This is a genomic window from Candidatus Phycosocius bacilliformis (genome assembly GCF_003112735.1).
Classification (GTDB): domain Bacteria; phylum Pseudomonadota; class Alphaproteobacteria; order Caulobacterales; family Aquidulcibacteraceae; genus Aquidulcibacter; species Aquidulcibacter bacilliformis.
Genome location: NZ_BFBR01000009.1, coordinates 24,823 through 50,605 on the forward strand (window position 1 = coordinate 24,823; position 25,783 = coordinate 50,605).

The 25,783-nt window shown below is 53.2% G+C and carries 18 protein-coding genes and 1 pseudogene; 12 read left to right on the forward strand and 7 right to left on the reverse strand.

Going from position 1 to position 25,783, the window contains the following annotated elements; genetic code table 11:
- The first annotated feature begins 9 nt into the window (after window positions 1–9).
- The 3 genes from PbB2_RS13270 (at window position 10) to PbB2_RS13280 (ending at window position 3,467) form a co-directional block, all read left to right on the forward strand.
- Window positions 10–1,056, forward strand: coding sequence for a class I SAM-dependent methyltransferase (locus tag PbB2_RS13270; RefSeq protein ID WP_108985819.1), 1,047 nt, complete (start codon window positions 10–12; stop codon window positions 1,054–1,056).
- Window positions 1,057–1,794: 738 nt separating this feature from the next.
- Window positions 1,795–2,664, forward strand: coding sequence for a diacylglycerol kinase family protein (locus tag PbB2_RS13275; protein WP_238165023.1), 870 nt, complete (start codon window positions 1,795–1,797; stop codon window positions 2,662–2,664).
- A gap of 44 nt (window positions 2,665–2,708) precedes the next feature.
- On the forward strand, window positions 2,709–3,467 hold the full coding sequence (locus PbB2_RS13280; RefSeq protein ID WP_108985821.1) for a metallophosphoesterase family protein: 759 nt from the start codon (window positions 2,709–2,711) through the stop codon (window positions 3,465–3,467).
- Between the two features lie 12 nt (window positions 3,468–3,479).
- On the opposite strand, the gene PbB2_RS13285 is transcribed toward PbB2_RS13280, so the two are convergent.
- Genes PbB2_RS13285 through PbB2_RS13295 form a run of 3 tightly spaced genes read right to left on the reverse strand, consistent with a single transcriptional unit; the run spans window position 3,480 to window position 6,357 of the window.
- On the reverse strand, window positions 3,480–4,220 hold the full coding sequence (locus PbB2_RS13285; protein ID WP_108985822.1) for a MaoC/PaaZ C-terminal domain-containing protein: 741 nt from the start codon (window positions 4,218–4,220) through the stop codon (window positions 3,480–3,482).
- Window positions 4,220–5,722 carry an AMP-binding protein gene (locus PbB2_RS13290; RefSeq protein ID WP_108985823.1) on the reverse strand — a complete coding sequence of 501 codons (1,503 nt, stop codon included), beginning with the start codon at window positions 5,720–5,722 and terminating at the stop codon, window positions 4,220–4,222. The genes PbB2_RS13285 and PbB2_RS13290 overlap by 1 nt, the downstream gene beginning before the upstream one ends.
- A 2-nt stretch (window positions 5,723–5,724) precedes the next feature.
- A complete protein-coding gene (locus PbB2_RS13295; RefSeq protein ID WP_108985824.1) occupies window positions 5,725–6,357 on the reverse strand; it encodes a TetR/AcrR family transcriptional regulator in 633 nt (210 codons plus the stop codon).
- Between the two features lie 120 nt (window positions 6,358–6,477).
- Here PbB2_RS13295 and PbB2_RS13300 point away from each other — a divergent pair, with 120 nt between their 5' ends.
- The 5 genes from PbB2_RS13300 (at window position 6,478) to PbB2_RS13320 (ending at window position 14,065) form a co-directional block, all read left to right on the forward strand.
- A complete protein-coding gene (locus PbB2_RS13300; RefSeq protein WP_108985825.1) occupies window positions 6,478–7,398 on the forward strand; it encodes an alpha/beta fold hydrolase in 921 nt (306 codons plus the stop codon).
- A 31-nt stretch (window positions 7,399–7,429) separates the two neighbouring features.
- Window positions 7,430–9,670 (forward strand): TonB-dependent receptor, encoded by a 2,241-nt coding sequence (locus tag PbB2_RS13305; protein ID WP_108985826.1) that lies wholly within the window; start codon window positions 7,430–7,432, stop codon window positions 9,668–9,670.
- Between the two features lie 47 nt (window positions 9,671–9,717).
- A complete protein-coding gene (locus PbB2_RS13310) occupies window positions 9,718–11,136 on the forward strand; it encodes a spinster family MFS transporter (protein WP_320410536.1) in 1,419 nt (472 codons plus the stop codon).
- A gap of 575 nt (window positions 11,137–11,711) precedes the next feature.
- Window positions 11,712–12,623, forward strand: coding sequence for an O-antigen ligase family protein (locus PbB2_RS13315; RefSeq protein WP_133245810.1), 912 nt, complete (start codon window positions 11,712–11,714; stop codon window positions 12,621–12,623).
- Window positions 12,624–12,787: 164 nt separating this feature from the next.
- The gene (locus tag PbB2_RS13320) at window positions 12,788–14,065 is read left to right on the forward strand and encodes a cation:proton antiporter (protein ID WP_108985828.1); all 1,278 of its coding nucleotides are present in this window, start codon (window positions 12,788–12,790) and stop codon (window positions 14,063–14,065) included.
- A gap of 5 nt (window positions 14,066–14,070) precedes the next feature.
- Here the strand turns inward: PbB2_RS13320 and PbB2_RS13325 are convergent, their stop codons facing one another.
- Window positions 14,071–14,475: a hypothetical protein gene (locus tag PbB2_RS13325; protein WP_108985829.1), complete on the reverse strand. Its 405-nt coding sequence runs from the start codon at window positions 14,473–14,475 to the stop codon at window positions 14,071–14,073.
- A 210-nt stretch (window positions 14,476–14,685) separates the two neighbouring features.
- Here PbB2_RS13325 and PbB2_RS13330 point away from each other — a divergent pair, with 210 nt between their 5' ends.
- The 3 genes from PbB2_RS13330 (at window position 14,686) to PbB2_RS13340 (ending at window position 18,073) form a co-directional block, all read left to right on the forward strand.
- On the forward strand, window positions 14,686–15,627 hold the full coding sequence (locus PbB2_RS13330) for a helix-turn-helix domain-containing protein (protein WP_108985830.1): 942 nt from the start codon (window positions 14,686–14,688) through the stop codon (window positions 15,625–15,627).
- Window positions 15,628–15,781: 154 nt separating this feature from the next.
- A complete protein-coding gene (gene exaC / locus PbB2_RS13335; protein WP_305790475.1) occupies window positions 15,782–17,293 on the forward strand; it encodes an acetaldehyde dehydrogenase ExaC in 1,512 nt (503 codons plus the stop codon).
- Window positions 17,294–17,449: 156 nt separating this feature from the next.
- Entirely contained in the window at window positions 17,450–18,073 is a 624-nt protein-coding gene (locus tag PbB2_RS13340; protein WP_108985832.1) for a trimeric intracellular cation channel family protein, read from the forward strand.
- A gap of 15 nt (window positions 18,074–18,088) precedes the next feature.
- Here the strand turns inward: PbB2_RS13340 and PbB2_RS13345 are convergent, their stop codons facing one another.
- The 3 genes and pseudogenes from PbB2_RS13345 to PbB2_RS13355 all read right to left on the reverse strand — a co-directional run bounded on the left by PbB2_RS13345 (window position 18,089) and on the right by PbB2_RS13355 (window position 23,775).
- Window positions 18,089–19,501: a glycosyltransferase family 39 protein gene (locus PbB2_RS13345; protein ID WP_108985833.1), complete on the reverse strand. Its 1,413-nt coding sequence runs from the start codon at window positions 19,499–19,501 to the stop codon at window positions 18,089–18,091.
- A 611-nt stretch (window positions 19,502–20,112) separates the two neighbouring features.
- A pseudogene (locus PbB2_RS13350) lies at window positions 20,113–21,219 on the reverse strand (alginate export family protein); the annotation flags it as partial.
- Between the two features lie 99 nt (window positions 21,220–21,318).
- Window positions 21,319–23,775: a TonB-dependent receptor gene (locus tag PbB2_RS13355; RefSeq protein WP_108985835.1), complete on the reverse strand. Its 2,457-nt coding sequence runs from the start codon at window positions 23,773–23,775 to the stop codon at window positions 21,319–21,321.
- 748 nt (window positions 23,776–24,523) lie between these two features.
- On the opposite strand from PbB2_RS13355, the gene PbB2_RS13360 reads away from it, so the two are divergent.
- A complete protein-coding gene (locus PbB2_RS13360) occupies window positions 24,524–25,783 on the forward strand; it encodes a dipeptidase (protein ID WP_108985836.1) in 1,260 nt (419 codons plus the stop codon).

The window sequence follows — 25,783 nt, forward strand, 5'->3', positions numbered from 1 at the left end:
GAGTAAGTCATGAAGCTTGGAGACAAAGTCAGTGCAAAGGCCTGTTTGGTTTGTGGCGAAACAGAGCGGACAGTTGTTGGCACGATGGGTCGTGGCTTAAAGCCCTTAATCAGTGTCTTATGCGAAAGTTGCGGACTGGTCAGCCATGATCCGCTTCCCTCCCCAGAAGAATTGGCCGCCTTTTACGCGCAGGCATATCGGCAAAGCTACAAGGGTGACTTAAAGCCAAAAGCAAAGCATTCCCTTCGCGCTCAACGCAGCGCTGCTTTGCGTGCTGTTCGCCTAAAGTCTCTGTTGTCACCTGGGGCTCGGGTTCTAGATGTTGGAGCATCCTCGGGAGAGTTTGTTTATATGATGGGCAAACTCGGCTTTAAGGCCTGCGGGGTTGAGCCTCATGACGGCTATCGTCAGTTTGGAACGTCGACCTATGGCATAGAGGTGACCAATCAAAGGCTTGAGCCGGCAGCTTTTGGTGCCGGTATTTTTGATCTGATCACACTTAATCATGTGTTTGAGCATTTGGCAGAGCCTCTCGCAGCCCTAGCCAGCTTCAAGCAATGGCTCGTCCCTGGTGGGCTCCTGTTCATCGAAGTACCTAACATCGAAGGTGTACAGAAACAGCGGAGCAATTTGTTCCACTATGCCCATGTCTGGAATTTCGCACCGCCAACTTTGATCGCGATGCTGAAGCTGGCTGGATTCGAGCCCATCAATAGCCCTGCCTGTAACGGGACTTCGCGGGTGTTCCGTGTCGCAAATCCTGCCGCGGTAGCGTCACTTGAGATCGACCCATTCCTGGCTCACAAGTTGCGCGATCAATTGCTGCAGGATCAATCCGCCATGGCTTATCTAGGCTCAGGGGCTCCATTCCGGCGTCGTTGGGCCAGGCTCCTGCGTAACATTGATGAACTTTCGACAACACGGCGCTTTGCCTCTCTGCCTGCTATGGCCGACGCAGTCCTAAATCAAGCGCTGCAGAGAGCTCAAAACTTAAACCTAAGTCAAAAAATTCCCGCGCACGTGACCGCCTATCAACCTGGTCTCACAACGCGGTGAATTCACGAACTTGGGTATTGAATGCCAGAAATCGAGGCCTCATGTTACTTGCGTGTGGACCGGGCCCCTCTGACGACTCCCTGCCGGGTCGTGATGTCGGCCACACCGGAGCCTTTTGGACGGCACGGTGTCAGCCCCCCCTGCCTCTTCACCTGATGCCGTGTTGTCCTGGCTCCGCAGCATGTCGCAAAGAGGAGAACGGTATGAACCCCAGACGCGTTCGCGCCCTTAAAATTAGGCATACCGCTATTGGAAGCTCGTTAGCAGATGTTCGCGGCAGGCCTTTTGTTTATCAAGTGCATGTGGCCTTACTGAAAGGCCCGACGTTCCAGATTGAGGATAGTCTCGCGGCTGATTCTGCTCGACTGAGTTGATGCTTTCAGTGACCCAGAGCGCGTTGAACAGGTGGAGCTTTCGGTGCAGGCCTATTGGCATTAAATCTGCCAATATCTCCTCTGTACAGTGATGGCCTACGCTACAATCTCTATGGGTCACTCTTTTTCAGCCCAAAGACCGATCTATCAGCCTTTCCCTCGACTGCGCTCCCTTCCTGTCGCGTAAGGGCCGAACCCTCTTTGATAAAGCAATGCCAAAATGACTGACCTGATACCAACAATCCCCCTGATACGTCGGGATACTCTTGATCCCGGCGAATGCAGCAAGAGCCGAGCCTTGCGTCCCTTGGAGACTCTAAAGCTCAATCAAGATCGGCGACGTGTTGGTTTTGACCCTAATGAAATGGCTATCTTGGTTAATGTGTCTGCTGGTGCCTATCGTCTATTTGGCCAACATCGTCTTGGTTGGGCGCTGACACGTGCTGGGCTAGCAAATCGTGTTGTGATCCGGCGCTGTGCAGGGGCAGAGTTGCATGAGCAGGCCCAAGAATTGGCGAGATCAGGCAGACGCGTCATTGGTGTGTATGGCGGTGATGGTTCTGCACGGACTGTCAGTCTTGCCGTTCGGGGGCTCGATGTCGCCATCATGCCACTGCCTGGCGGGACACTCAACAGGCTCTGCTATCGGGTTCATGGGCATGCCTGTTTGAACCGGACCTTATCTAACCTGAAGCAGGCACAACCGATCTGGTTAAGTGGCGGGCGAGCCAACGAACATGCTTTTCTAGTTGCCTCTGGCTTTGGCCCCTGGATGACGCTCCAGAATGTCCGCGAAACTATTCGCCGCTCAGGTCTATATCATGCTTTTGCAGAACTTAAATCGCTCCGACGAGACCTGTTTTCAGCTGGTCTGCAACAACCAAATCAACCTGTGTCCGATGTAGTCATCGCAGCAATAGGCCGGGTGGATACAGCTTTTGGTTTAGATAGCGGAATGCCAGATCTAGAAACAGATTCAGGTCTTGAAGTGGCACAAGCTCGGCTTAAGAACCTTGGCGCGGCTGCCTGGTTAGCCGGGGCAGTTTTGCTGCGACGCTGGCGCGGCCTCGCCAATTTGGTGACACGTACGATTAGCGATGGTGAAATCACGATGGGGGGCGAAGAGATCTTTGGCCTTGTGGATGGGGAGCCGGTTTCATTGGGTTGCCAAGTCAAATTATCATTCTTGCCGCGGGCAGCTTTGGTACTCACCACACGGCCCTTTTCTGATTAAGTATTCTCAACTAAACGGCCCCTCTTTTGGGGGACTTGGCTTTCATGACGACTATAATACATCTTAGCGATGTTCATTTCGGTGACGCCGATGCGACACGTCTTGTCGCAGCTCTTGAAGCCATCAAGGCCTTGGAGCCCGATTGTCTTGTTCTAACAGGTGATCTGACACAGCAAGGCAAGGCGCAAGAGTTTGCCGACGCCGTACGATGGCTAGCTCAGCTTGATTTACCTATTGTGGGCTGCCCCGGAAATCATGACACCCCTATGTTTAACTTGCCGGCCCGTCTTTTTCGCCCTTTTGGGCGCTTTGAGGCGTTGGGAATGCGATCAGCCTGGCAATCCTCTGATGGATGGGTGGAAGTTATTGCCGCGACAACCGCTTTGGGGACACAGTGGACGTTTGATTGGTCTCAGGGCGATTATGGTCAAGCGTCAGTCCGGCAAGCACTTGATAATCTTGCACAATCGACGGCGAAAATTCGCCTTCTTGCCGTACATCATCCACCAGAGACACCTCCCGGGGCCTATGTCAAAAGTAACCCTCGGGGACTCCTCCAGTTTAATCAGTGGCTGGCTCAAACTTGTCGCCCTGACCTTCTCTTATGTGGTCATGTCCATGGTTATTTCGACTTTTCAGCTGCCGCGACTCAAGGCTTACGCGTGTTGACTGTCCCATCCCTGGCCTCCCGCCGTGAACGGGGAGCAGGTTCGGGATTTGCGGTGATCCGCTTGAAGCATGGCGACCACGCGATTAGACCTGAGATGCATCGATTTTCCGAAGGCCACTACAGGCCCTCGTAATAACCAATGCAGTCAGCTAGCCTCAAATGCGCCCAAAACATCGCGCGCTGAGACCAATGCCCGGCCCCGCGCCAACGGTTGCCCGTGTTCATCACAAACCACGGTCGAAAGATCGACGAGTTTCTTGTCCGGGCGGAGTCGTGTGATGGTAACATATGCTCGGATGCGTCTGCCCGGTATTAATGGACGGATCCAGCTTGTTTCTTGCTTGAGATAATTGGTGCCTTTGCCGGGAAGGTCCATCCCAAGCACAGTTGAAATTAGGCCAAGCATGATTGATTGTCCAACAATTGTTGGGTCTGTGCATCCAGCGCGTGCTTGCAGCGCCGAGAGAGCCTCTAGGTCTTTTTGTTTGACCAACCGATCTAAATTGGCTGTCATTCCCAGCTTCAATGGCAAGTTGGGTTCAATAAGCTGACCGATTTCGCTATGCTGCTCCTGATATCGGTTTAAAGTGAGCTGGCAAACACAGACTTGATCGTCAACACGCTGCAATTGCCAGTCTAAACCGTCCCCTACGACCTTCAATGCTTGTCCGGCATAGGCTGGAGCTGGGAATACGGCCGCCGTCGCAGCCGGGGCATTGGGAAGTTTTGCTGCAGCAATCAACCAAGCTGTCAGCATCGCGCCATGGGCAACGGTATAACCAAACCCACTACGGGCCGCAAAATCAGGATCCACATGAATAGGGTTGGCGTCCCCAGACAGGCAAGCGAACAAATCAAGATCGTTCTGGGAGGGAGTCAGTATCATCAGCGAACGATCAAATGCTTTTGGATTTTACCTGCGGGAGTTCGGGGAAAGTCATCAATCCAAGTGAAGTATCGAGGAACCTTATAGGCTGCCAGATGCTTCCGACACCACTGAATGACTTCATCCAGATCTGGCGGGCTTGCCCCCGGCCTCGTCATCAGGAATGCATGACCCACCTCGCCCCAACGCGTGTCAGCGACCCCAACGACTGCAGCCTCCAGAATATCAGGATGCAAAGCCAGTACATTTTCAACTTCGGCGGGATAAACGTTTTCGGCCCCCGAAATGAACATTTCTTTCAAGCGACCTACAATGTAGAAGCAGCCGTCTGCATCTTGTCGCGCCAAATCCCCTGTTTTCAGCCAGCCATCATCCGTTATGGCTGCGGCTGTCGCGGCCGGATTATTCCAATATCCCGGCGTAATCCCTGGTCCGCTCAACCATAATTCGCCGGCTTCACCCGGACGCACATCTTGGCCATCAGGGGCAACAATGCGAGCTTCACACAAGATTTGCGGTCTGCCGACTGAGCCGACTTTGCTGGTGGCGGTTTCTGGGTCGGCTAGAAAGACCGTTGGGCCAGTTTCGGTCATCCCCATGCCATTGGCAACCATCGCACCCCGCGCCGCGAAGGCATGAACCAGTGCATCCGCTAACGGTGCACCGCCACAACCCCAATGGCGGACGCGCGTTAGTTCCGCTCGGCTAAAATTAGGATGAAGACTTAAAGCTTGATAGACTGCAGGTACCGCAAAGAAAGTCGAAATACGGTCTTCAACCAACAATTTCATGACTATATCAACATCAAACCCCGGAAGGATTATTACGTGTCCACCTGCAAATAAGGTTGGTAAAGTGTGTAAATTAATTCCTGCTGTATGAAATAAAGGCAAAAAATTCAGCGTGACATCATAGGTCGACAGATCTATCGCTTGACCCAGGTTAACTGCGTTGACGTGAGCCATACCATAGGTCTGGATCACCGCTTTTGGCTTGCCAGTGGTTCCAGATGTATAGAGCAGATACCAAGTATCAGCGCACGGCCAGCGACGGCGTGGCGGGAGCGGCACCGCTTCTGCCAGAAGCGCTTCGAAGCCATTGGCGGATGGCTCATCAAAATCAATCGCTATCGCCCCGCACACTTGCGCGAGCTCTATGGCGGTATCGGCGTCTTCATTTCCATAAAACAATATAAGAGGTTGAGCATCTTGAACCAGTGGCAAAAGCTCCGGGAAAGGAGCACGCCAATTTAGTGGCGTGACAATCGCACCGGTGTTCGCTGCTGCAAACAGGAGTTCAAAGAAGCCAATCCTGTTGCGACACAAAACGGCCACCCGCTGTCCATCGACACCGCCGCGGGCGGCTAACAGGCCAGCCAGCTTCAGAACCCTGGTCTGAAGGGCTTGATAGGTCAAGGTGCGACCAGAGGCGTATTCGCTCATGGCCGGCCTGTTTGGCGTCAATTCAGCTCGGCGGGCCAGAAGATTGGTGAGCGCTTGCATCCCTACCGACCCACTATCAGGCCGCGCTCGATCAAATCAGAGGCCGCATCGACGACCGCTTCCAGATCAGTTGACTCATCCCAAACTGCATAGCGCATGCCAAGAAATACAGAGAGGCCGATGAGCGACCAAGCCCGTATGCCGCTGTCGCCATCCCGAATCTCACCTTTGTCGGCAGCGATCTCAAGATTGCGACGATAGCCTTCAGCAAAGGCTTCGTAATAGGCCCGATAGCTATCCTCAGCGACAAACTGGGACTCCATCACGATACGATACAGATTTTTGTGCGCGCGCGCGAAGTGGAAAAAGGCCCGCATCCCCGCCCGCTCGGCTTGCAAGCGATCTGGAGCATCTTCAACTTGACGGGCAATAAAGGTGCGCGTCTCGTGGCCCATATGAGTAACAAGGGCGCGGAAGATGGCCTCTTTCGACTCGAAATACACATAGAAAGTGCCAAGTCCGACTCCGGCGCGGCGGGTGATCTCCACAATGGAGCCGTCATGATAGCCCCGCTCGCCAAATTCAGCTTCCGCAGCTTCCAATAATTTGGCCTTAGTAGCCAAGCCCTTGCGGGTCTTAGGGGTCTTAGGTCCCGGCATTGGGGCCGATGATTGCAAAATTGAATATTGATTCATGTTTCAATATATGCCACGATTTTTGGAAATAGCAAAGTCTGAGAATAAACCCTTGGGGGTTTGAGTCAGGCTCTATCGCGACAAGCAGGCCAAAAAGAAGCCTGAGGGAGGCACAGTCAAATGGCGACGGCCGCATCGTTCTCACGGACTTGGCAGGCGTTTGGTGGCCGCAAGGACGTCCTGCGAGTGGACGGGCAGCAACTTGTCGTCCACCGTGCCGGGGCCGGTATCCCACTTGTAGCGATTCATGGGTGGGCCATGGGTGGGCAATCATTTGCACCGCAACTTGAGTTGACCCGACAGGGTTTTGAGTTGATCGCACCAGACCTGCCGGGTTTCGCAGGTTCCCCGGGCCCAGATGTTACGACCCATTCACCGAGGGACGCATCCAGCATTTCGGCCTATAGCGAACTTTTCCGGGCACTTATCGAGGCCATGGACCTTGACCAAGTGATCTTGGTAGGCTGGTCCATGGGGGCGGCTATTGCATGGCATTTGGCAAGTCGCAATGACCAGTTTCTTGCAGGTCTCATAAGCATAGATATGTCGCCGAAAGTCGCTCCAGCCGAAGACTGGCAATTTGCCATGTCACCTGCTCCTACACCTGCAACAATGAAAGCAAGCCTCGAATCGATGGCAGGAGATTGGCCTGCATATTGTGATCTATTTCTCGATCGCATCTTTGCTCATCCTGACGACATCGCGCGAACCAGCCTTGCCCGGTTGGCATTGGCTGCTGACAGCCAGATTGCCGCCTTGGCTTGGCAGAGTTTGATGGCGATCGATTTGCGGCGCGATCTGCCACAGATAGCTGTGCCTTCTTTGACCATTCATGGCGGCCAAAGTCGCCTCTATCCCGTTACCGTTGCTGCCGAAATCGCCCGGTCCATGCCGAATTGCCGCGCGCTTGTGTTCGAGGAGGCCGGACACGCTCCTCATATTGAAATAGCCCCAGCCTTCAACGCCGCCGTGAGCGATTTGGCGGCCCGAGGCATTCGCACAAAGGCCCCCAGACACCCCCTTTCCTCCCACCCCTGGTAACCCTCTCAATATACCCACGGAGACCACCACCATGAGCAGAAAGTCTTTCAACTCTCTTTTAAGCACCCTGTTGAGTGCGAGTGCCCTCACCGCAATTGGATTTGCCAATACTGCCTCGGCTCAGACAGCACCGGAAGCCAGCAGCGAACAAGCCAGCGAAGTAGTGGTCGTGACAGCTCGCCGGCGTGACGAAGTGCTCCAGGACGTCCCCATTTCAGTCACTTCACTAAGTTCGGCTGCGCTCGAAGCTACCGGTGCACCCGACATCACAGTGCTGCAGCAATCTGCTCCAAATGCGACCGTCCAAGTTGCCCGGGGTTCAAACTCGACCCTGATCGCATTTATCCGAGGGGTTGGCCAACAGGATCCATTGTGGGGCTTTGAACCCGGCGTCGGTCTTTATGTCGACGATGTCTATGTGGCCCGACCTCAAGGGGCAGTTTTAGATATTTTTGATGTTAACCGCATCGAAGTGCTTCGCGGGCCACAGGGCACGCTCTACGGGCGCAACACCATCGGTGGAGCGATTAAATATGTGACTAAGCGATTGGGCGCAAAAGAATCCCTTAATGCGAAACTCAACATGGGCAGCTACGGGCAAATCGATGCAATTGTAAGCGCCTCTACGCCTGTTTCGGATACCCTGAGAATCGGCGGGGCGCTTGCACGCTACCAACGTGATGGGTTCGGCAAGAACATCACCACCGGTGCTGAACATTACGACAAGGACGTTTTTGCAGGACGGGTCAGTGCCGAGTGGGAACCCAGCGACCACCTTTTCTTTCGTTTGGCTTATGACAAAGTTGCGGATAATTCAAACGCCAAACATGGCCACAGAGAAGCACCCGGCGTTGGCTTGACGGCAGGAGCGACCATCTTGCCGAACGTTTATGATACAGATGCCGGGATTGGGAGCGCCAATAAGGTGGAAACCTCTGGTTGGTCACTAACTGGGGAATGGAAGGTCAGTGATCGCCTAACTGTTAAGTCGATAACTGCAGGTCGTGAAGGATCGAGCAATACCTTAATCGACTTTGATACCAACCAAGCCAAAGCCCTCGACGTGCCCGCCCGCTATGACGACAAACAATTGAGCCAAGAATTACAATTCTTGTTGGCGGGCGAGCGGTTGAATGGGGTGTTTGGAATCTATTATCTTGATGCGGAAGCCTCAGGTGCCTTTGACACGATCGTCGGCATTGCGAATCTGACGATTGCCACTTCTGGCAAAGTCGAGACTGAAAGCTTGGCTGCCTATGGGGATTTCTCTTACGACATCAGCGACGCCTTATCGATTTCAATCGGCGGGCGCTACACTGAGGATTCTCGGTCTGGCCAAGTCTATCGCCAGAACTTCACCGGTTTAGGTTCACCCTTATTTCGAAATAGCGCTGCAATTGCGGGCCTTTTACGTTCAAACTATCGCAACTCGAAAGACTTCAGCGACTTCAGCCCACGTGTCAGCCTGTCATATGAATTTAGCGACGCGCTAACCGGCTATGTGGCTTATTCAGAAGGGTTTAAGTCCGGTGGCTTTGATATGCGCGGGGATGTAGTCCTCACACCCAAGACAGTGGACGGCTATAAACCAGAGTATGTAAATTCTTACGAAGTCGGCCTGAAAGGTAGCTTGTTCAATGGCCGGGCAAACTTTGCTGCCTCGCTCTTCCGGGCTGAATATGAGGGTCAGCAAATCACGCGGCAGGAACCAACTGTGGCGGCCGGTATTGCCAGCTTTGTCGACAACGCAGGGTCTTCGACCATTCAGGGCTTTGAATTGGAGGGCGGTGCGCGCTTCAACGAGAATCTGTCAATGACGTTCGGTCTTGGCTATACTGATGCAAAGTTCAATGAGTTCAAAAGCTTTACCTTGGTGGGCGGTGTCCTGACACCGATCGATTTGGCCCCAACTGCCGTCTTTCAGAACACACCGGAGTGGAACGGCAATCTTGCCTTCAATTACAAACGCGATCTGGGTTCGATGGGTTCTGTAGACGCGACATTGTCAGCTTCTTATCGCAGCGAGTACTCCATGTTCGAGTTCGCAAATCCATTGGTCGACCAACTTGATCCTGTAACTTTAGTCGATGCCGGTATGGGCTGGAACAGCGCCGATGGCGTATTCCGTGTCGCGCTAACTGGTCGCAATCTAACAGACGAACGCTACAAAGTCGGCGGCTATTCCTTCGCTGGTATCACCTTTGGCAATGTTCAAAACAGCTTTTACGGTCCACCAAAGACCGTAACTTTGAGCCTATCAACCAAGTTCTAATTTGCCACAATCGATACCCCCGGATGCTGCCATGCGGGGGTATCGCCTTGCCAACGGCCAGTAAACTGGCTCTGGCTAGCCAATATGCCAAAGCTGAGGGAATGATGACGACCAGCCGGACCAACGATCCAACACCCGCTTATCAGGCGCTCGTCCTGACCCTGCTGATCATTGTCTATACTTTCAACTTCCTGGATCGCCAGATTATTGGCATTTTGTCGATCCCCATCCAGAAAGAACTGGGGCTATCAGATACCCAATTAGGCCTGATGCGAGGCCTGTCCTTCGCGCTTTTCTATGCCACCTTGGGTGTGCCAATCGCCCTGTTGGCAGATCGATTTAACCGCACTTGGATTATGACCATCGCCTTGGCGCTATGGAGTGCGATGACGGCTTTATGTGGCCTTGCGCAGAATTTCTGGCAATTGTTTATCGCCCGACTGATGGTAGGGGTCGGTGAAGCCGGTGGTGTTGCGCCGGCCTACTCGCTCTTGTCGGATTACTTTCCGGCAGATCGGCGAGGCCGCGCGATGGCAGCCTATTCGTTCGGTATACCGATCGGCTCAGCCGTCGGTATCATCTTTGGTGGGGTGATTGCTACTCTTCTTGATTGGCGCTGGGCCTTCATAATTGTCGGCATATTGGGTGTTCTACTCGCACCCTTATTTAAGCTCCTAATGAGAGAACCTGTCCGTGGCCGTTATGATCCCCCTGGCGCAGAAATCAGCCCCGCCCCTCTTTCAGAAGTGATGAGGGTTCTGACGAAGAAGCCCAGTTTCTGGACCCTCTCATTGGGAGCCGCTTCTTCATCGATGATGGGTTATGGCTTGTTTGCTTGGTTACCCGCTTATTTTGTTCGTTCTTGGGGCGAGGACCTCAAGTCTGCAATGTCTTGGCTCCCAGATTGGATGGTTCCAGTAGGGGCTGGCCCACTCCTCTTTGCTGGATATTTTTATGGCACCATTGTTTTGGTCGGGGGCTTGATTGGCATCTGGCTTGGCGGGCAATTGGGTGACCGGTTTGGCGCACGCGATAAGGGAGCCTATGCACTGGTTCCTGCTCTTGCCTTTCTAGCAACGACCCCCTTTTTCGTTCTGGGCGTTTTGTCAGATTCCATCCTGATCTCTTTTTTGGTTTTCCTCATCCCAACGGCACTGGGCCTGGCTTGGCTCGGGCCCGTACTTGCCGCCTTTCAGGGCATTGTGCCAGCCAATATGCGGGCCACAGCTTCAGCAGTCTTTCTTCTGATTAACAATCTTGTCGGGATTGGGTTGGGTGACCTATTGCTTGGCATCATGTCTGACAGCCTGTCAGCTCAGTTCGGGGCCGAGTCGCTGCGCTATTCTATCCTGGGTGGCACTGTTTTCTATCTGCTTGCGGCGGCTTTGCTATTTGTTTCGTCAAGATTGCTCGAAAAGGACTGGGTCCGTATTGATGACCCATCCTTGAAGGCTGACACACCTTGAGCTAACTCAACCAAATTTCATTGGATTTACGCTATATTCACCACGCAGAGCTTTAGTTTACTTTCGTTTGGCATCAGGAGAATTTGTTCTGATGTCTGTCTAAAGTAACGCCTTTAGCAAAGTCTGTGTGTGTGCCTTATCAGCGTTACAATCCAAAACAGACCGGGTTGGTACACGCTGCTGCGGCCGTCCCAAGCGAGCTCATTCGGGTCGCAGTTGATTGCGCAATCATCCTTTTCATACTCATTCACCTACAGGTCTTTGTTAGCATACCTGTAAAGCTAAATGGCGGCCCCGTACCCGGCTTAGGTATTGTCTGGCTTGTTGGCTCAGCCTTGGGTCTCACCTTGGCTTTTGCCAACTTTTGGCTAACCGCGAAAACTGTTGTGGCCATGTTCCCTTACGTAGCACTTTGCGTGTGGGCTTTTGTGTCCTCAAGCTGGAGTGATAATCCGGCTGATACATTGCGGGGTGCCACATTCATGACATGTAGCTTGATTGGGGCGTGCGCCATAGCGGCTCTCAGGACGTGGGAAGAGATCCTCGCGCGCTTAACCCTGTCCCTTGGTGGGTTGATGTTCATTTCTGTCTTCCTGGCGATCTTCGTCCCGTCCTTGGGCCAAATGGACGATATTCTTGAAGGCGCTTGGTCAGGTGTTTGGGGTGAAAAGCAGGCGATGGGAATGTACGCCGCCCTGCTCATTCTAGCTACTTTCTGCCTAGTGCTTGCCAATCCGCGCTATTGGACAAGCCTCGCGCTTGTGCCATTAGGCATGATCGCCATCGTGGGGACAACCGGCAAAACAGCAATCCTGATGAGCTTAGCAGGGGTTTGCGTTTTGGGAGTGGGCTGGTTGATTCAGCGTGGACCGCGAATTGCCATGGCGGCATTGTGGGGCTCGATTGTTTCAGGAAGTGCGGTTGTATACGGGCTGACACAGGGCAAGGAAGAAGTTTTTCGCCTCTTGGGTCGAACGCCTGACTTTACCGGGCGGACAGAGGTCTGGCGGGAAGTCGATTATGTCGCAAACAAAAAGCCCATGACCGGCTATGGTTTCCACTCAGTATGGGATGATCAGACGTCTGTCGCAGCACCTTATCAGTGGATTGCAGAAGGCACTGGCTTCTTTCCACAAAATGCCCATTCATCTTGGCTTGATGTGATGTTGCAGCTAGGAGTGCCCGGGTTGTTTCTACTCATTACCTGCATGGGATTTGGTTGGCTTGCTGCCATTATAAGACTACGTACCGGGGGCCCCGGGGCCTTGTTTGCGCTAAGTAGCCTTGCAACTCTGACGCTCATATCCTTTACAGAGAGCATTTTGGTTTCGAGCATGGATATGCCTTGGCTCTTGGTCATGCTGGTAACTGCCAAATCCGTGCAAGAGCTTCTCTTACCAAGCTCAATGCACATGTTATCGCGGCCGACGACTCGACACCAACCAAGGCCGGCAGAAACCATTTTCTATCGTCAAGAAACGAGGTAGGCCGGTCACAAGCCTGTCATTGGGCTTTAGCTTGTAATTGCTGAAAAGTGCTGCCAAAGGAACAAGTTCTCAGGCTGAAATCGTTTGACTATAGCCTAAGTTCGAATGTTCCAAGCAACAGCAAATTCTATTCGAATCCAAAAACCCCCAGAGGGATTGCCGCCATGACGCCACAGGAACTCAGCATCGTCTTTTTTGCCCAGCTGGCAGTAATTCTGGTTGCTTGCCGGATTTGTGGATGGCTGGGGTCGCGGTTTTTAGGGCAGCCTCAAGTCGTGGGTGAAATGATTGCAGGGGTCTGTTTAGGGCCGTCTCTCTTTGGGCTAATTGCACCTGAATGGCAAAGCCTGATTTTCCCCAAAGAATCCCAGCCGATCTTGTTTGTTGGTGCCCAATTAGCGGTTGGCCTTTACATGTTCATTGTAGGCTTGAATTTTGATGTTTCCCATTTTGTATCAAAAGCACGAAGTGCGGCAGCAGTTTCTATTTCAGGCATAGCTGTGCCTTTCTTATGTGCCATCTTGCTAACACCATGGCTCTTGCAAACACCTGGGCTCTTTCATGAAAAGCTCGCGACTTGGGAGGCCCAATTGTTCATGGGGGCGTGTATTGCCATCACGGCTTTCCCCATGTTGGCGCGCATTATTCATGAAAAGGGTCTGTCCAAATCGCCCCTTGGCACGCTGGCCTTGTCGGCAGGGGCGATAGATGACGCTGGGGCCTGGTGCGTTCTGGCGATTGTGCTCGCCAGCTTTGGCGGCGGGGCCATGGTGGCAGTGGCCGCAATCGGAGGAGCCTTCGCCTTTGCCTTGTTTATGGGTCTGTTTGGTCGCAAATTGACCGCACCTCTCGCAGTCCGCATGGAGGCAGAAGGTGGGATTAGCGAAGTAACTCTGGCCATGGTCTTGATCGCCTTTGCCCTCTGCGCCTTTGCAATGGATATTGCAGGTATTCACGCAGTTTTCGGGGGCTTTGTTCTGGGCGCGGTCATGCCAAAGGGTAAATTTGCTGAAGCGCTTAGAGCAAAGCTTGAACCCATGACCGCCGTGCTCCTTTTGCCACTCTTCTTTACCTACTCGGGTCTGCACACCCAATTGACCTTGGTCAATTCGTGGCACCTTCTTCTAATAGCACTGATCATTCTGCTGGTGTCCATCTTTGCAAAAGGTCTTGCCTGTTATGCTGCGGCCCGCGTGACCGGGGAGGACAACAGAACTGCCATGGGGATCGGTGCTCTGATGAACGCGCGAGGCTTGATGGAGTTGATTATTCTCAATATCGGATTGCAACGTGGCATAATTGAGCCAGCTTTGTTCTCAATCATGGTTGTGATGGCGATTGTAACAACATTAATGGCCGGGCCTTTATTTGAACTGGTTTACGGTCGCCACGCTCGAGCAGCAGGCCTTCTGCCTGCTACCGGGACAAGGGGATCGCACTAACCAACCTAATTCGCTGCAAGTACGGCAGCGGCCATGGAAGTACAAACCTGCTGCATGGTCGCCATGTTTTGGGCGGTCAAAGCAACCCCGACTACACCCGAATCCGCCGCCGTTGCACGACATGACTGCTCGAAGCCGACCCATTTATGCGCTTGATTGGCCCCATAAGCTGCACAGTGAGCCCGCATGGCCCGATTGCGCAGGGTGATTTGTTTTGCCGCTTTCCCTGTCATCAGATCAAGCCGCACCCCTTCTACACGCGCATCAGCTGCATGTAAGCAACTGATATAGATCGGATCATGGGCGAGTGGCCTATCAATTATGTCAGCATGCTGTGACTGAGCAAAGGCCAAGCCGGCACCCAGAACAAGGGTTGCAACAATAACACTGGCTGCAAACGAGGTACGCATTGCTTCTTCTCCTGTTGTGCCTGATTGGGACACGCCAGATCGGAGAAGCGATTCTCGTGCCAGGCGAATTTGATCTGCGTGTCAGTCCATATGATAGGACGTAAATTGGTGTCCAATTCATTGTTGGAGGCTTGCAAAAGCGGTGCTATCTTGACCACCAGAGTCTTGCCCGGTTGCAATTAAGCCAGCGGCTAGACAGGGGACAGCGCCATGGCGACATCCATTGCAGAGCATGTTTCCAAAGTCGAAGCAGCTATCGGCTGCGGTATGGCGGCACGGTCATCGATTGCAGCGTCTTGGGCCCGCTCTGCCCAACTCTACAATCTCGACCCCTCCTCTGCTCGAGGCGCTAGCAGGCTGACTGTTCAAGAATTGGCAGCTGCGCGAGAGCGCCTCGGCGTTTTGGTTCCAACAGCGGCACCTCATCTTGATCGGTTGTTTCAAATGGTTGGAGGACTTGGGGCTTGTATCGTTCTGGCGGACGCAGAAGGCGTAGCTGTGGATCGGCGGGGAGCTGCGGGTAATGATCAGACCTTTGAAGAATCTGGCTTATGGACTGGTACCATGTGGTCAGAGGCCCATGTTGGCACTAATGGTATAGGCACCTGTCTGGCCGAAGGCCGAGCGGTGACAATTCACCGTGACCAACATTTTCTAGCCCGTAACATTGAGTTAAGCTGTTCATCTGCACCAGTTTATGGACCGGACGGCAGTCTGGCCGCGGTGATTGATGTGTCGACCGCTCGCACAGACATTGGAGATGCCGTCGCTAGCCTGATTGGCGGAACCGTGACCGATATGGCACGCAAAGTGGAAGCTGACTTATTTCACCACCATTTTCCCAAAACACGCGTGGTGTTGGTACCTGGTCTCGACCGTGGATTGGCAGCCCTTCTAGCCGTGGACGCTGACGGTTTGGTGATTGGTGCGACAAAGGCTGCCCGCCAACACTTCAGTCTTTCCAGTGATTTGAACAAATCCCCACGATTACTGAGTGATCTTCTAGGATTGGAAGACCGTGACAGCTTTTTGCAGGCAGAGCGATCCGTTCTCACACGCGCCTTGGTGCGCTCGTCTGGTAATGTGTCAGCCGCTGCCAGAGCGCTTGGCCTAAGCCGGGCCACCCTGCATCGCAAGCTCGATCGCAGCTGATAGAACTTTCTGCATCAAACCTGTCTCAGATTTGCGACACTTGGGGCTCGATGGCTTCGCCTCCCCCGATGCGTGCCTTCAGTAGAATAAATAGGATGCCTTCACGATCGCGGCACAGCGGTCGATTTCTGGAGGAGGAAGTATCATGAACCAAATGACCAAGGTCGAACTGGTTACCGGCTCGCCATTCAAGACCCGCTATGACAATTTCATTGGCGGCAAATTCACCCCCCCGGTCAACGGCCGATATTTCGACAATGTGACACCCATCACTGGGGCAACCATCTGCGAAGTGGCGCGCTCTGACGCTGCTGACATCAATCTGGCCCTCGACGCAGCCCATGCAGCCCGTAAGGCGTGGGGCAAAACCTCGGCTGCCCATCGCGCCAATATTCTCCTGAAGATTGCCGATCGGATCGAAGACAATCTGGAAAAAATTGCAACCGCCGAGACTTGGGACAATGGCAAGCCGATCCGGGAGACGCTCAATGCAGACATCCCGCTTTCGGTCGATCATTTCCGCTATTTTGCTGGTGTCTTACGGGCTCAAGAAGGCACAATGTCGGAAATCGACAACGACACCGTGGCCTATCACTTCCATGAGCCTTTGGGGGTTGTTGGTCAGATCATCCCGTGGAATTTCTCTATCCTCATGGCGGCCTGGAAGCTGGCCCCTGCCCTTGCCGCAGGAAATTGCGTGGTGATGAAGCCAGCCGAGCAAACCCCGGCTGCCATAATGGTGCTGATGGAATTGATCGCCGATCTGTTGCCACCTGGCGTCGTCAATATCGTCAATGGGTATGGGTCCGAGGCAGGCGACGCTCTGGTCCGGTCTGGCCGGATTGCAAAAATCGCCTTTCCCGGCTCAACCGCCACAGGAAAGAAGGTGGCCGAAGGTGCGGTTGCCAGCCTGATCCCATTCACCCTCGAACTGGGCGGCAAATCCCCCAATATTTTTTTCGCCGACGTGATGGCAGAAGATGACGCCTTCCTTGATAAGGCCGTCGAAGGCTTTGTCCTGTTTGCCTTCAATCAGGGCGAGGTCTGTACCTGCCCATCCCGTGCCCTCATTCAAGAAGACATTTATGAGCGCTTCATGGAACGCTGTATTGCGCGGGTGAAGGCGATCAAGCAAGGCGACCCGCGTGATATGGACACCATGGTCGGGGCTCAAGCCAGCCAGCAACAGCACAGCAAGATCATGTCCTATTTTACCATCGGGCGTGAGGAAGGCGCAGAAGTGCTGGTCGGGGGCGACGCGGCCCGCTTTGATGGCGACTTAGCTGATGGCTTCTATATCCAGCCTACCATCCTCAAAGGTCACAACAAGATGCGTGTGTTCCAAGAAGAGATTTTTGGACCTGTGGTCAGCGTAACAACTTTCAAGGATGAAGCTGAAGCCCTCGCCATCGCAAATGATACGATGTACGGCCTAGGGGCCGGGGTTTGGACGCGGGATGGCACCCGGGCCTATCGCTTTGGCCGCAACATTGAGGCCGGACGCGTCTGGGTGAATAACTACCATGCCTATCCCGCCCACGCGGCCTTTGGTGGCTACAAGCAATCAGGCATTGGCCGGGAAACCCACAAGATGATGTTAGATCATTATCAGCAAACCAAGAATATGCTGGTCAGCTATAATCCCAACAAGCTGGGCTTCTTCTGAGCCCCCAATTGGATCATCATCAGTAGGCCAGATGGCGCAGGTAAACCCTGTGCCATCTGTGCATCTGCCGGGTCGCAGGTAAACTGACTTGTCTATCCCCGTGGACCGCGACAAAGTAAATCGCTTAGTCCAGCGTGATGGCCTGGGAGCCGGTCCATGTTCCACAATCTGATTACCGTGCTCGATTGGCTTGGCATTGTTGCCTTTGCGGTCACCGGAGCTTTGGTTGCCTCTCGCAATCAAATGGATGTTGTGGGCTTTATGTGGTTGGGGGCTGTGACAGGCATTGGTGGTGGCACAGTGCGCGACCTTCTTTTGGGATTGCCGGTTCTGTGGATTGAACATCCATCCTATCTGGCCGTCTGCATTGCTGTCTCTGTGATGATCTTTTTTACCGCACATTTGGCTGCTTCACGGATGACTTTAATACTCTGGGCAGACGCGGTTGGACTTGCACTCTTTGCTGCAGTCGGCGCAGAACGTGCCTTGAGTGCAAACGCTCCGCCGCTGGTCGCACTCGTTATGGGAGTCATTACAGCTTGCTTTGGCGGGATGATTCGGGATCTGTTGAGTCAAGAGCGATCGATCATCTTCTCACGCGAAATCTATGTAACGGCAGCCGCCACCGCTGCTGGCAGCTTTCTAGTTTTGGAGGCCTTAGGTCTATCGCGCGAAATTGCTATTGGTGCAGGCTTGGCTGCCGGATTCCTCCTTCGCGCTGGAGCGATCCTTAAGGGATGGTCCCTACCCCGCTATCGACCAAGACCGCCACAACCTTGAAGCCGGGTGGATGCCTCAGTCGCTTCTGTGCGAACGAACACAAGCAATAATGGCCGGACTGCCCAACCCGAAGTCTTTGCAGTGGAGTCCTCCTGCCACGCTGTCCTTCATAAGTGGATGGCGCGTTCCCATTGGTTCTGCGACATTGAGAAATAAGATACCATCACCGGCCTGAGGACTTAAGTCTCGCAAGGCTAAGGCCACGATATCAGGCGACTTTACATATGCTGGAACAGACACGGGGCCAGTCCACCCGTCGCGCCTGAGGAAGAAGCTACCAACCTGTCCAAGTTGCCAAGGTTGGGAAAGTGCAGCTGTTTCACTATCCCAGTAGAAGGCCAATCTGGAAACATTATTCTTGGCCAACCACTTGGACGCCGCCTCCAAACTGTAGCCATGGCGGAAGTCAAAAGCTCCTACCCGGCCACGGATATCCAAGGCTCCTAGGGCGACAAGCGTGACAGCCGAGGCCAAAAACAACATATATGACCGCGCCCTAATCCCAGCCAACATCGTAGCTATGCCTAGAAGTAAAGCCGGGACAAAAGGCACAAGGTAACGCGGCGCAAAGCTCGGCTTAACCAGTGCAGTGGCTAAGACAATCATGGTTGCAAATATTGCACTCAGTACAGCCCAATGAAATCCTGTGCAGCCCTCTCTTCCTGTAACAGCATGCCAAATGAACCAAGCTATCATTGCAAACAACAATATAGTTGATCCAGGATTTCCCCATGTCCCGTGCCAGAACCCGAGATCCAAAAATCGAGTGATCTCAATCGGCTGATACCAAGCGATGTCGGGATTGGAAAATGCGATAAGGAATGGCAAATGGAACCATAGCCAGACCAAAACCGGTATAAACAGACCAATCGCTGGCCATGTCGATTTCAAATCACGATGGCGTATAACCAAATAGATAAGACCCTGAATGCCGCTGATAATGATAGCATGAAAGTGGGTTAGACAAATCGCCGCGGTCACGATGGACCATCGGGTTGCCCACTTCAGTCCACCTTCATCAATTAATCTCATAAAGACAATTGTCTGCAGGGTACCAAACAATATCAACAGAGGATAAGGTCTTGCTTCGCTGCCATGAAAACTCAATGGAAACCACAGCAGCAATGCAATTGCCCAAAGATATCTAACATCCGCGTCTTGGTTGCGCCATTTGAGTATAACTGCAATGGATAGCACCCAGAAGATTAAACTTGGGATCCGCAACGCCAAGTCACTAACCCCGAATATCTTGGTCCAAAGCCACATGATGGCATAATAGACAGGGCCGCTCAGTTCGTGCAGGCACCAGTTTATTAATGCTGGAATATCGCGCGACATACTGATCGTGCCAGTATATGTCTCATCAAGCCAAAGAGGTGTCCTTAAGCCCGGTAAGGTGTTGACCACCGCGATCACAATCGCGATCACCAAAGCCAATACGAGCGGTTTAGGCGCAGAAATATGTGTCAGGCCGCCGACTCCTGTAGACCAACAAAATGGTTACGTTAAGGAGTCGAAGTTAATGCGCTGTGAAAGCCAGCAAACCAAATTCCTATCATGGTCAAAGCAACATACTACTGCCTACCACTGTGCAATATCCAAGCTCATGTCATCATTGCAATCAATCGAAGCTAATTTACCTGTGTCGCTTGGTGAGGCAATTTGTCTTTGGAGGGTCGATAGGCAGATTGGGCTCAGAGACGAAGTCTGGTGAGGCCACGACCTGTGCAAATTCCTTTCCTAGACTTCTTCTATGCCCCCCAAACATCGCGTCGAACGTTATTTCAACCTCATCAATAGCTACCGACGCCTAACATCTGACTGGAACATGACCTCAAGAAGCTATCTTGGCTTCATTCCATAGTTGCACTCCGCTTTTGGATTGGTCACTTTGTCAACACGGCTTAATAGGTGCGGATGAAGTCAACACCGAGATAACGAGTGTTCTTGGAGGTTGGCGCGTTAGGTGCTGATTTTAAAAACCTTCCTTTCGCAATCGCCACGGCATTGACCTCCAGCCGCAACGTCTTGGGCTGGAGCTATATTCGCAAACGTGCATCAAGCTGTTGGCCTGCAAAATCCCCTGATCGACCAGATCGATCCACGACGCCGGTTGATGCAAAGCCATCGGTTTTGTCTGCGAGCCACAGGCCGCGCCAACCGATGAAAGCATCCATTGTGGGTGTGGGCTCAAGTTCCAAGCGGATGCCGGGAGAGGCAATATTGGCGCGGCCGATGGCTGCCAAAATGCCCGCAGGCGAAATCTCCGCACGCCGCATACCATAAAGCGTGTCAAAGCGGGTGTCCGTCTCCCCCGATCGATCCCCGCTTGCCCAATCATATTCGACCGATAGGCGCGGCCTCCAAGCCGCCTTCCATTGGTAGCCCCACTCCGCGCGAATATAGGCTGCCTCTACATTCCGAAGTTGAGCGGTTTGTAACGAAGACAAGCTATTCTTCCCTCGTTGAAGGTAAACTTCAAAATCATGATCAAATTGGCCAGGTTTGGGTTCGCGAAAGATACGAAAGCCATAGGTCGTTAAGTCCCGGTCACGTGTCGGACGGGTTGGTCTATCCTCTTCTTCAAAGCGGATTAGGGTCACCTGGGTTGCCTGACCTTGTTTAGATATTGGCCAAGTCAGGATACCACCGTACAGACGTTGGGCAGTCGTCTCCAGGTCGGGCTCTCCACGATTATCTAGGACATCTGCTTTCGTCTCAGGTAATCGAATTTGTGGGACAACAGCGATTGCCACCACATCCAGGCCATTGCCCCAATGCAGATCGGTACGAAACCCTGTATAGCCATTTGTTGTATTACGATAATCATCTGCCGCAACAAGTCTGCGTGAACCAAGATTGAGGGTCATCCGCCCAATTTGAAGATTAGCATGGCTCGCCTCGCCGAAAGGCTTGTCCCATCGCCGCTTCAGATTAGCTTGGACCAATTCAAGCGTATTCACATCATTCGAACTGATCGGCGATCCCGCACCACCTCCCCAGGCACGGCTATCGTAGAGATCCAATTGCGCACTCCAATCGCCATTAATAGGGCCAGTTGCTTCTAAGCGAAACCGACTAGACCAAATCGTATCGTTGGAATTGACGCCAACCCTTGCATGCCCTTCGATCGTTTCTAGGCGCGCACGTAAGGAGCCAGATACCTTCTAGGCCTGATCTCGTGCAGCTGCGGCATCAGCCATAGCTGATGCCGCCAGTGTTAATGCCAAAAGACTGCGCACGCGCTAAAATTCAGCCTTGAAAGTCGCACCCCAAATGCGTGGATCGCCAGGGATACCGGTGACCAAACCGGTATTGCCGCCGGGGACATTGAGCAATTCGAAATAATCCTCATCAAAGACATTCCGTGCCCACAGATAAAGGTCGAGGCCTTGGGGTGTACGGAAGCCAAAGCGCAGATTGGTTAGGCCATAGCCCTCAATCCACGTATAGGCAGATGGCGAAGGGTTAGACGAAAACTTCGAGCGATAGCTTCCGTCGATGCCCAGATAGATATCCCCATCCTTCTTGAAGAGGTTTGCGGGGATCGAATATTCGCCACCATAAGAGACTGCCCATTTGGAAACGCCGGGTAGGGCCTGGCCGGAGATATCGCAATTGGCAGGGCTGATAGCTCCCGGCACACCAGGTAACCCCGGCGTTTGGCCTGCAGCGATGGCGGGACCACCTGAAAGTTCGGGGGGGCAAGGCGCATCTTTGAACTTTTTGTAAGTCGCGTCGGTGTACGCTACATTGGTATAGAGCGAGAGACTGTCGGTCGGCTGAGCCGCAAAATCGATCTCGGCCCCTTGGGTTCTCACTTTTTCTGCATTAGCCAGATAGCCGCGCAAGACCCCAAATTGGCCGTTGGTCACTTGAGCCTGATAATCATCAATATCAGTTCTAAAGAGCGAGAGGTTGACCGTAACCTTCTTGTCCCAGATTCGTGACTTTAGCCCTGCCTCATAGTGATTGACCGATTCAGGGCGAATGGTTTGGGCTCCTAACAGTGGTTGGCCTGCCGCATCCGACGGCACACCATTTTGGTTGATCCCGCCGGACTTGAAAGTCTTGGCATAGGTCACATACGCCAAAATTTCTGGTTGGAACCGATAGCTGGTCGTCAGATCATAGGAGAAGTTCCAATCATCGAACTTGGGCTTATATGATTGGGGCGCAAATATCGCGAGTTGGGCGGCCCGGCGCGCTCCTGTTTGACCGAGAAGCACGGGCTGACCGGCACCATCAAAGACAGTGCGATCGTAAAGGCCTTGCTTCTCGTCATAATTGATTCGAACACCTGGTTGAATGGTGAGCTTGTCGGACACTTTCCAACTCGCCTGTCCAAATAGGGCAACGCTGGTATTGGTAAGGCCCTGTATGTTGATGGCTGTTAGGCCATCCAACACGGTTGGATCGAGTGACAACACATTGGATGGGGCTATATTCCAGCGGCTGGAAGCTGGTCCATGGCGTTCAAAACCTTGGGTGTCGATCTTTTGATAATAAGCAAAGACGCCAACTACATAGTCGAGCTTCTCTCCGCTACGATTGTATCGCAATTCCTGCGTATACTGATCTTGTTGGGATGGGTTTTGTGAATTGGTGACAATCGGCAGACCAGTAAAATCGCGATCATTCTCAGGCTTCCAGTCCCAGAAGCGCCACGCCGTTACGGCCGTTAACTTGCCTGGACCGCGGTCCCAGACTAAGCGAACCGAGGCACCACCCGTGATGTTGCCTGCGTTCAAACTTGCATCAATGTCAGTCAATCGATCAAATGGGTTTGTGCTGACAACAGTATAGTTTTGAGCCGCCGCTAAGGCTGCATACTGGCGATTGAGTGGCCTTTGGGTAGAGCCCGTACGCACGAAGACAGTACCGCAGCATTCAGGATTTTGCGCATTGTAGTCAGCCGCAAAAGTGACATCGAGCTTTTCATTCGGTCGGAACAAGAGTTGGGCTCGCACACCCAGATTGTCTTGCTCGTTGATGTAATTGGTCGTCTTTACGTTATAGATCGTACCTCGACGGCTGGTTGACGAGAGCGCCAAGCGTCCGGCTAATTTGTCCGTTATTGGACCTGAAAGAGAAGCCTTTGCTTGCTTGAAGCCAAGGCTGCCAATGGTGACTTCAGAACGACCCTCAAACTCAAAGGTTGGCGCGCGGGTTGTGATGTTTATCGCCCCTGCTGTGGTGTTTTTGCCATAAAGCGTACCTTGCGGCCCACGCAGCACTTCAATCTGGCGTACGTCGAGAAAGTCAAAGGTTGAAGATGCTGCGCGCGAATAATAGACGTCATCGATATAAATGCCGACGCCTTGTTCGATCCCGTCATTGGTGAGCCCAAACGGTGCGCCGAGTCCGCGAATGTTGGCGGCACTGTTACGCGGATTGGAAGAATAGAAAGTCAGTGTTGGCGTGAGTTGGGTCAACCGACCGACATTGAAGCTCCCGGTTTGATCCAATTGGCGACCGCCGACGACGGACACCGCAATCGGGATATCTTGCGCAGCTTCATTCCGCCGTCTAGCCGTCACAATCACCGTGTCAGTTTCGGGGGCAGTCCCATCCACAGCAGTTGCTGAGGTCGCATCAGCTTGAAGAGGAGCTGAAACGGCGGCGAATGTCGCCTCTGGCAAGAAGGTCGCTAAAGCCCCGATCAACGCAAATGTAGAAGTTCCAAAAAGGCAAATGCGCATGTGATATTTCCCTGTAGCTCTTACGTGGGCGCGACAGGATAGGTCGCACCTTTGAGACAAGCTGAGTTAGAGAGAGATCAATCCTAAACCAACGAGACCCACTCAACGGTGCGATCAGAATAACTTCGCACGCCGCAATAAATTCCATAAAATCAATATTAAACAATATCTCGATCCAATTAGACAAACTAAACGCTCTTGTTCTTAACCTTCATTCGCGGCCTCAGGCATGGTTCTTGATGGTCATGCGCTGGCCAGCACACATTTTCCCATCACACCCCGGGCTCTCAAAACTCCCGTTTGCCCGTTTCTCTTTAGGGGCTCTCTTAGAAAGCATAAGCCAACTAGGGTTCATCGCGTCGCGCGCGCGTGGCATTCTACAGACGTTCGCCAGCATGCGTTGCTTTGCTTCGTTCCTCAGGCGTGGCTAGCCTTCCTTCTAACGCGTGCTGGTGAGCACCAAGACACCAGAGGACAAGATGCCACTCAAGCTAACCCAGGATACACAAGTCCAACCTATCTCTCGCATTGCGGTTACATTAGATCCAAAGCGGCGGCCGCCAAGATTATGGGAGTTAATCCGCCCCCAAGAGACAAACCGTATGTCTAGCCCAAGCCATGCTGACCTCGTAGTGCTTGAGCATGAATTACGTCATCACTGTCAGCAGTCAAATTGGGGGAGTGCTACGAAAGTTTGGCACCAATTGGTCATTGCCAAGCATAAGCTCGCCATGATCGGCGACTTGGCATGACCAACAATATTCGATCAACATCCCGAGTATTCTCGCTAACTTCCGCGGTCTTGGCGGGTGCAACAGCTTTGAGCGCACTTGCCATTTGGGCTCCAGCACAAGCCTATTTGAGCCAGCAACTAATCATTGGATCTTCCGTCCACGCCAAGACACTCGTTCTGGACGCACACGCCGATTTGCCCGCCCCTTACGACTGGGGGGGCGGCAAATCCCCACCTCCCAATGCGATAGATCAGATCGCAACCGCACGACTGCGTGCCGGAGATGTAGATGCGCAAGTCATTGCCGTCTTCGTCCCACAGGGTCCTCGAGATCCGGGCTCCGTTGCGGCGGCTCTGGTCGAAGCCGAGCGCAAGGCACGCGCAATTCTGTCACGGATCGATGGGGATCCGCAGCATTTAGCACTTGCCAAATCTGCCCACGATGTCCGCAGCGCAGAGAAAGATGGCAAGACCGCCATCATCATGAGCCTACTTAATGCTTACCCCTTAAGCTACGATCCCACATCTTTGGAAGCTTTTGCAAAACTGGGCGTCCGCATTCTAGGCCTAACCCATGCCGGTAATAATGACTTTGCCGACAGCTCTCGGCCGCAGCCAAGGGATGTAGCAGGCGAGAATCGAGGCCTGTCGGCCAAGGGGCGTTCGCTCATTGAAGCGGCCAATCGACTGGGGATTCTCGTGGATGTGTCCCAGCTGAGCGAAGAGGCCTGCCTGCAAGCAGTTGCCATTTCAACGGCTCCGGTGATTGCTTCCCATAGCGGGGTAAAAGGTCGTGTTGACCATGTACGCAATCTTTCTAATCGCGAGCTTGACGCAATTGCCGCTAAAGGCGGCGTTATCGCGATCACAGCGTTTAATCCCTATCTCAAGGCCGTGAGTGCGGACTCCCAAACTAAGATCAAAGCGCTGCGAGCCGAGTATGGCGCAGTCAACGGTTATGAAGGCTTAAGCGCGGAACGACAGGCGGCACTCAGTGCAGCCATCCATGCTGTCACGCCTCAGGCCAACGTTTCGGACTTGGTTGATAGCATAGATTATGCCGTGGCGCGCGTGGGCATTGATCATGTTGGCCTCAGTTCTGATTTCAATCATGGCGGCGGCATTAACGGTTGGGCTGATGCTGGTGAAGCCGGCAATGTCACCGCCGAATTGATCAAGCGGGGCTATAGTCCAACAGATATTGGCAAGCTGTGGGGCGGCAACGTTTTGCGCCTCCTTGAAGCAGCACAGCGCCAAGCAACACAAAAGTTCTAA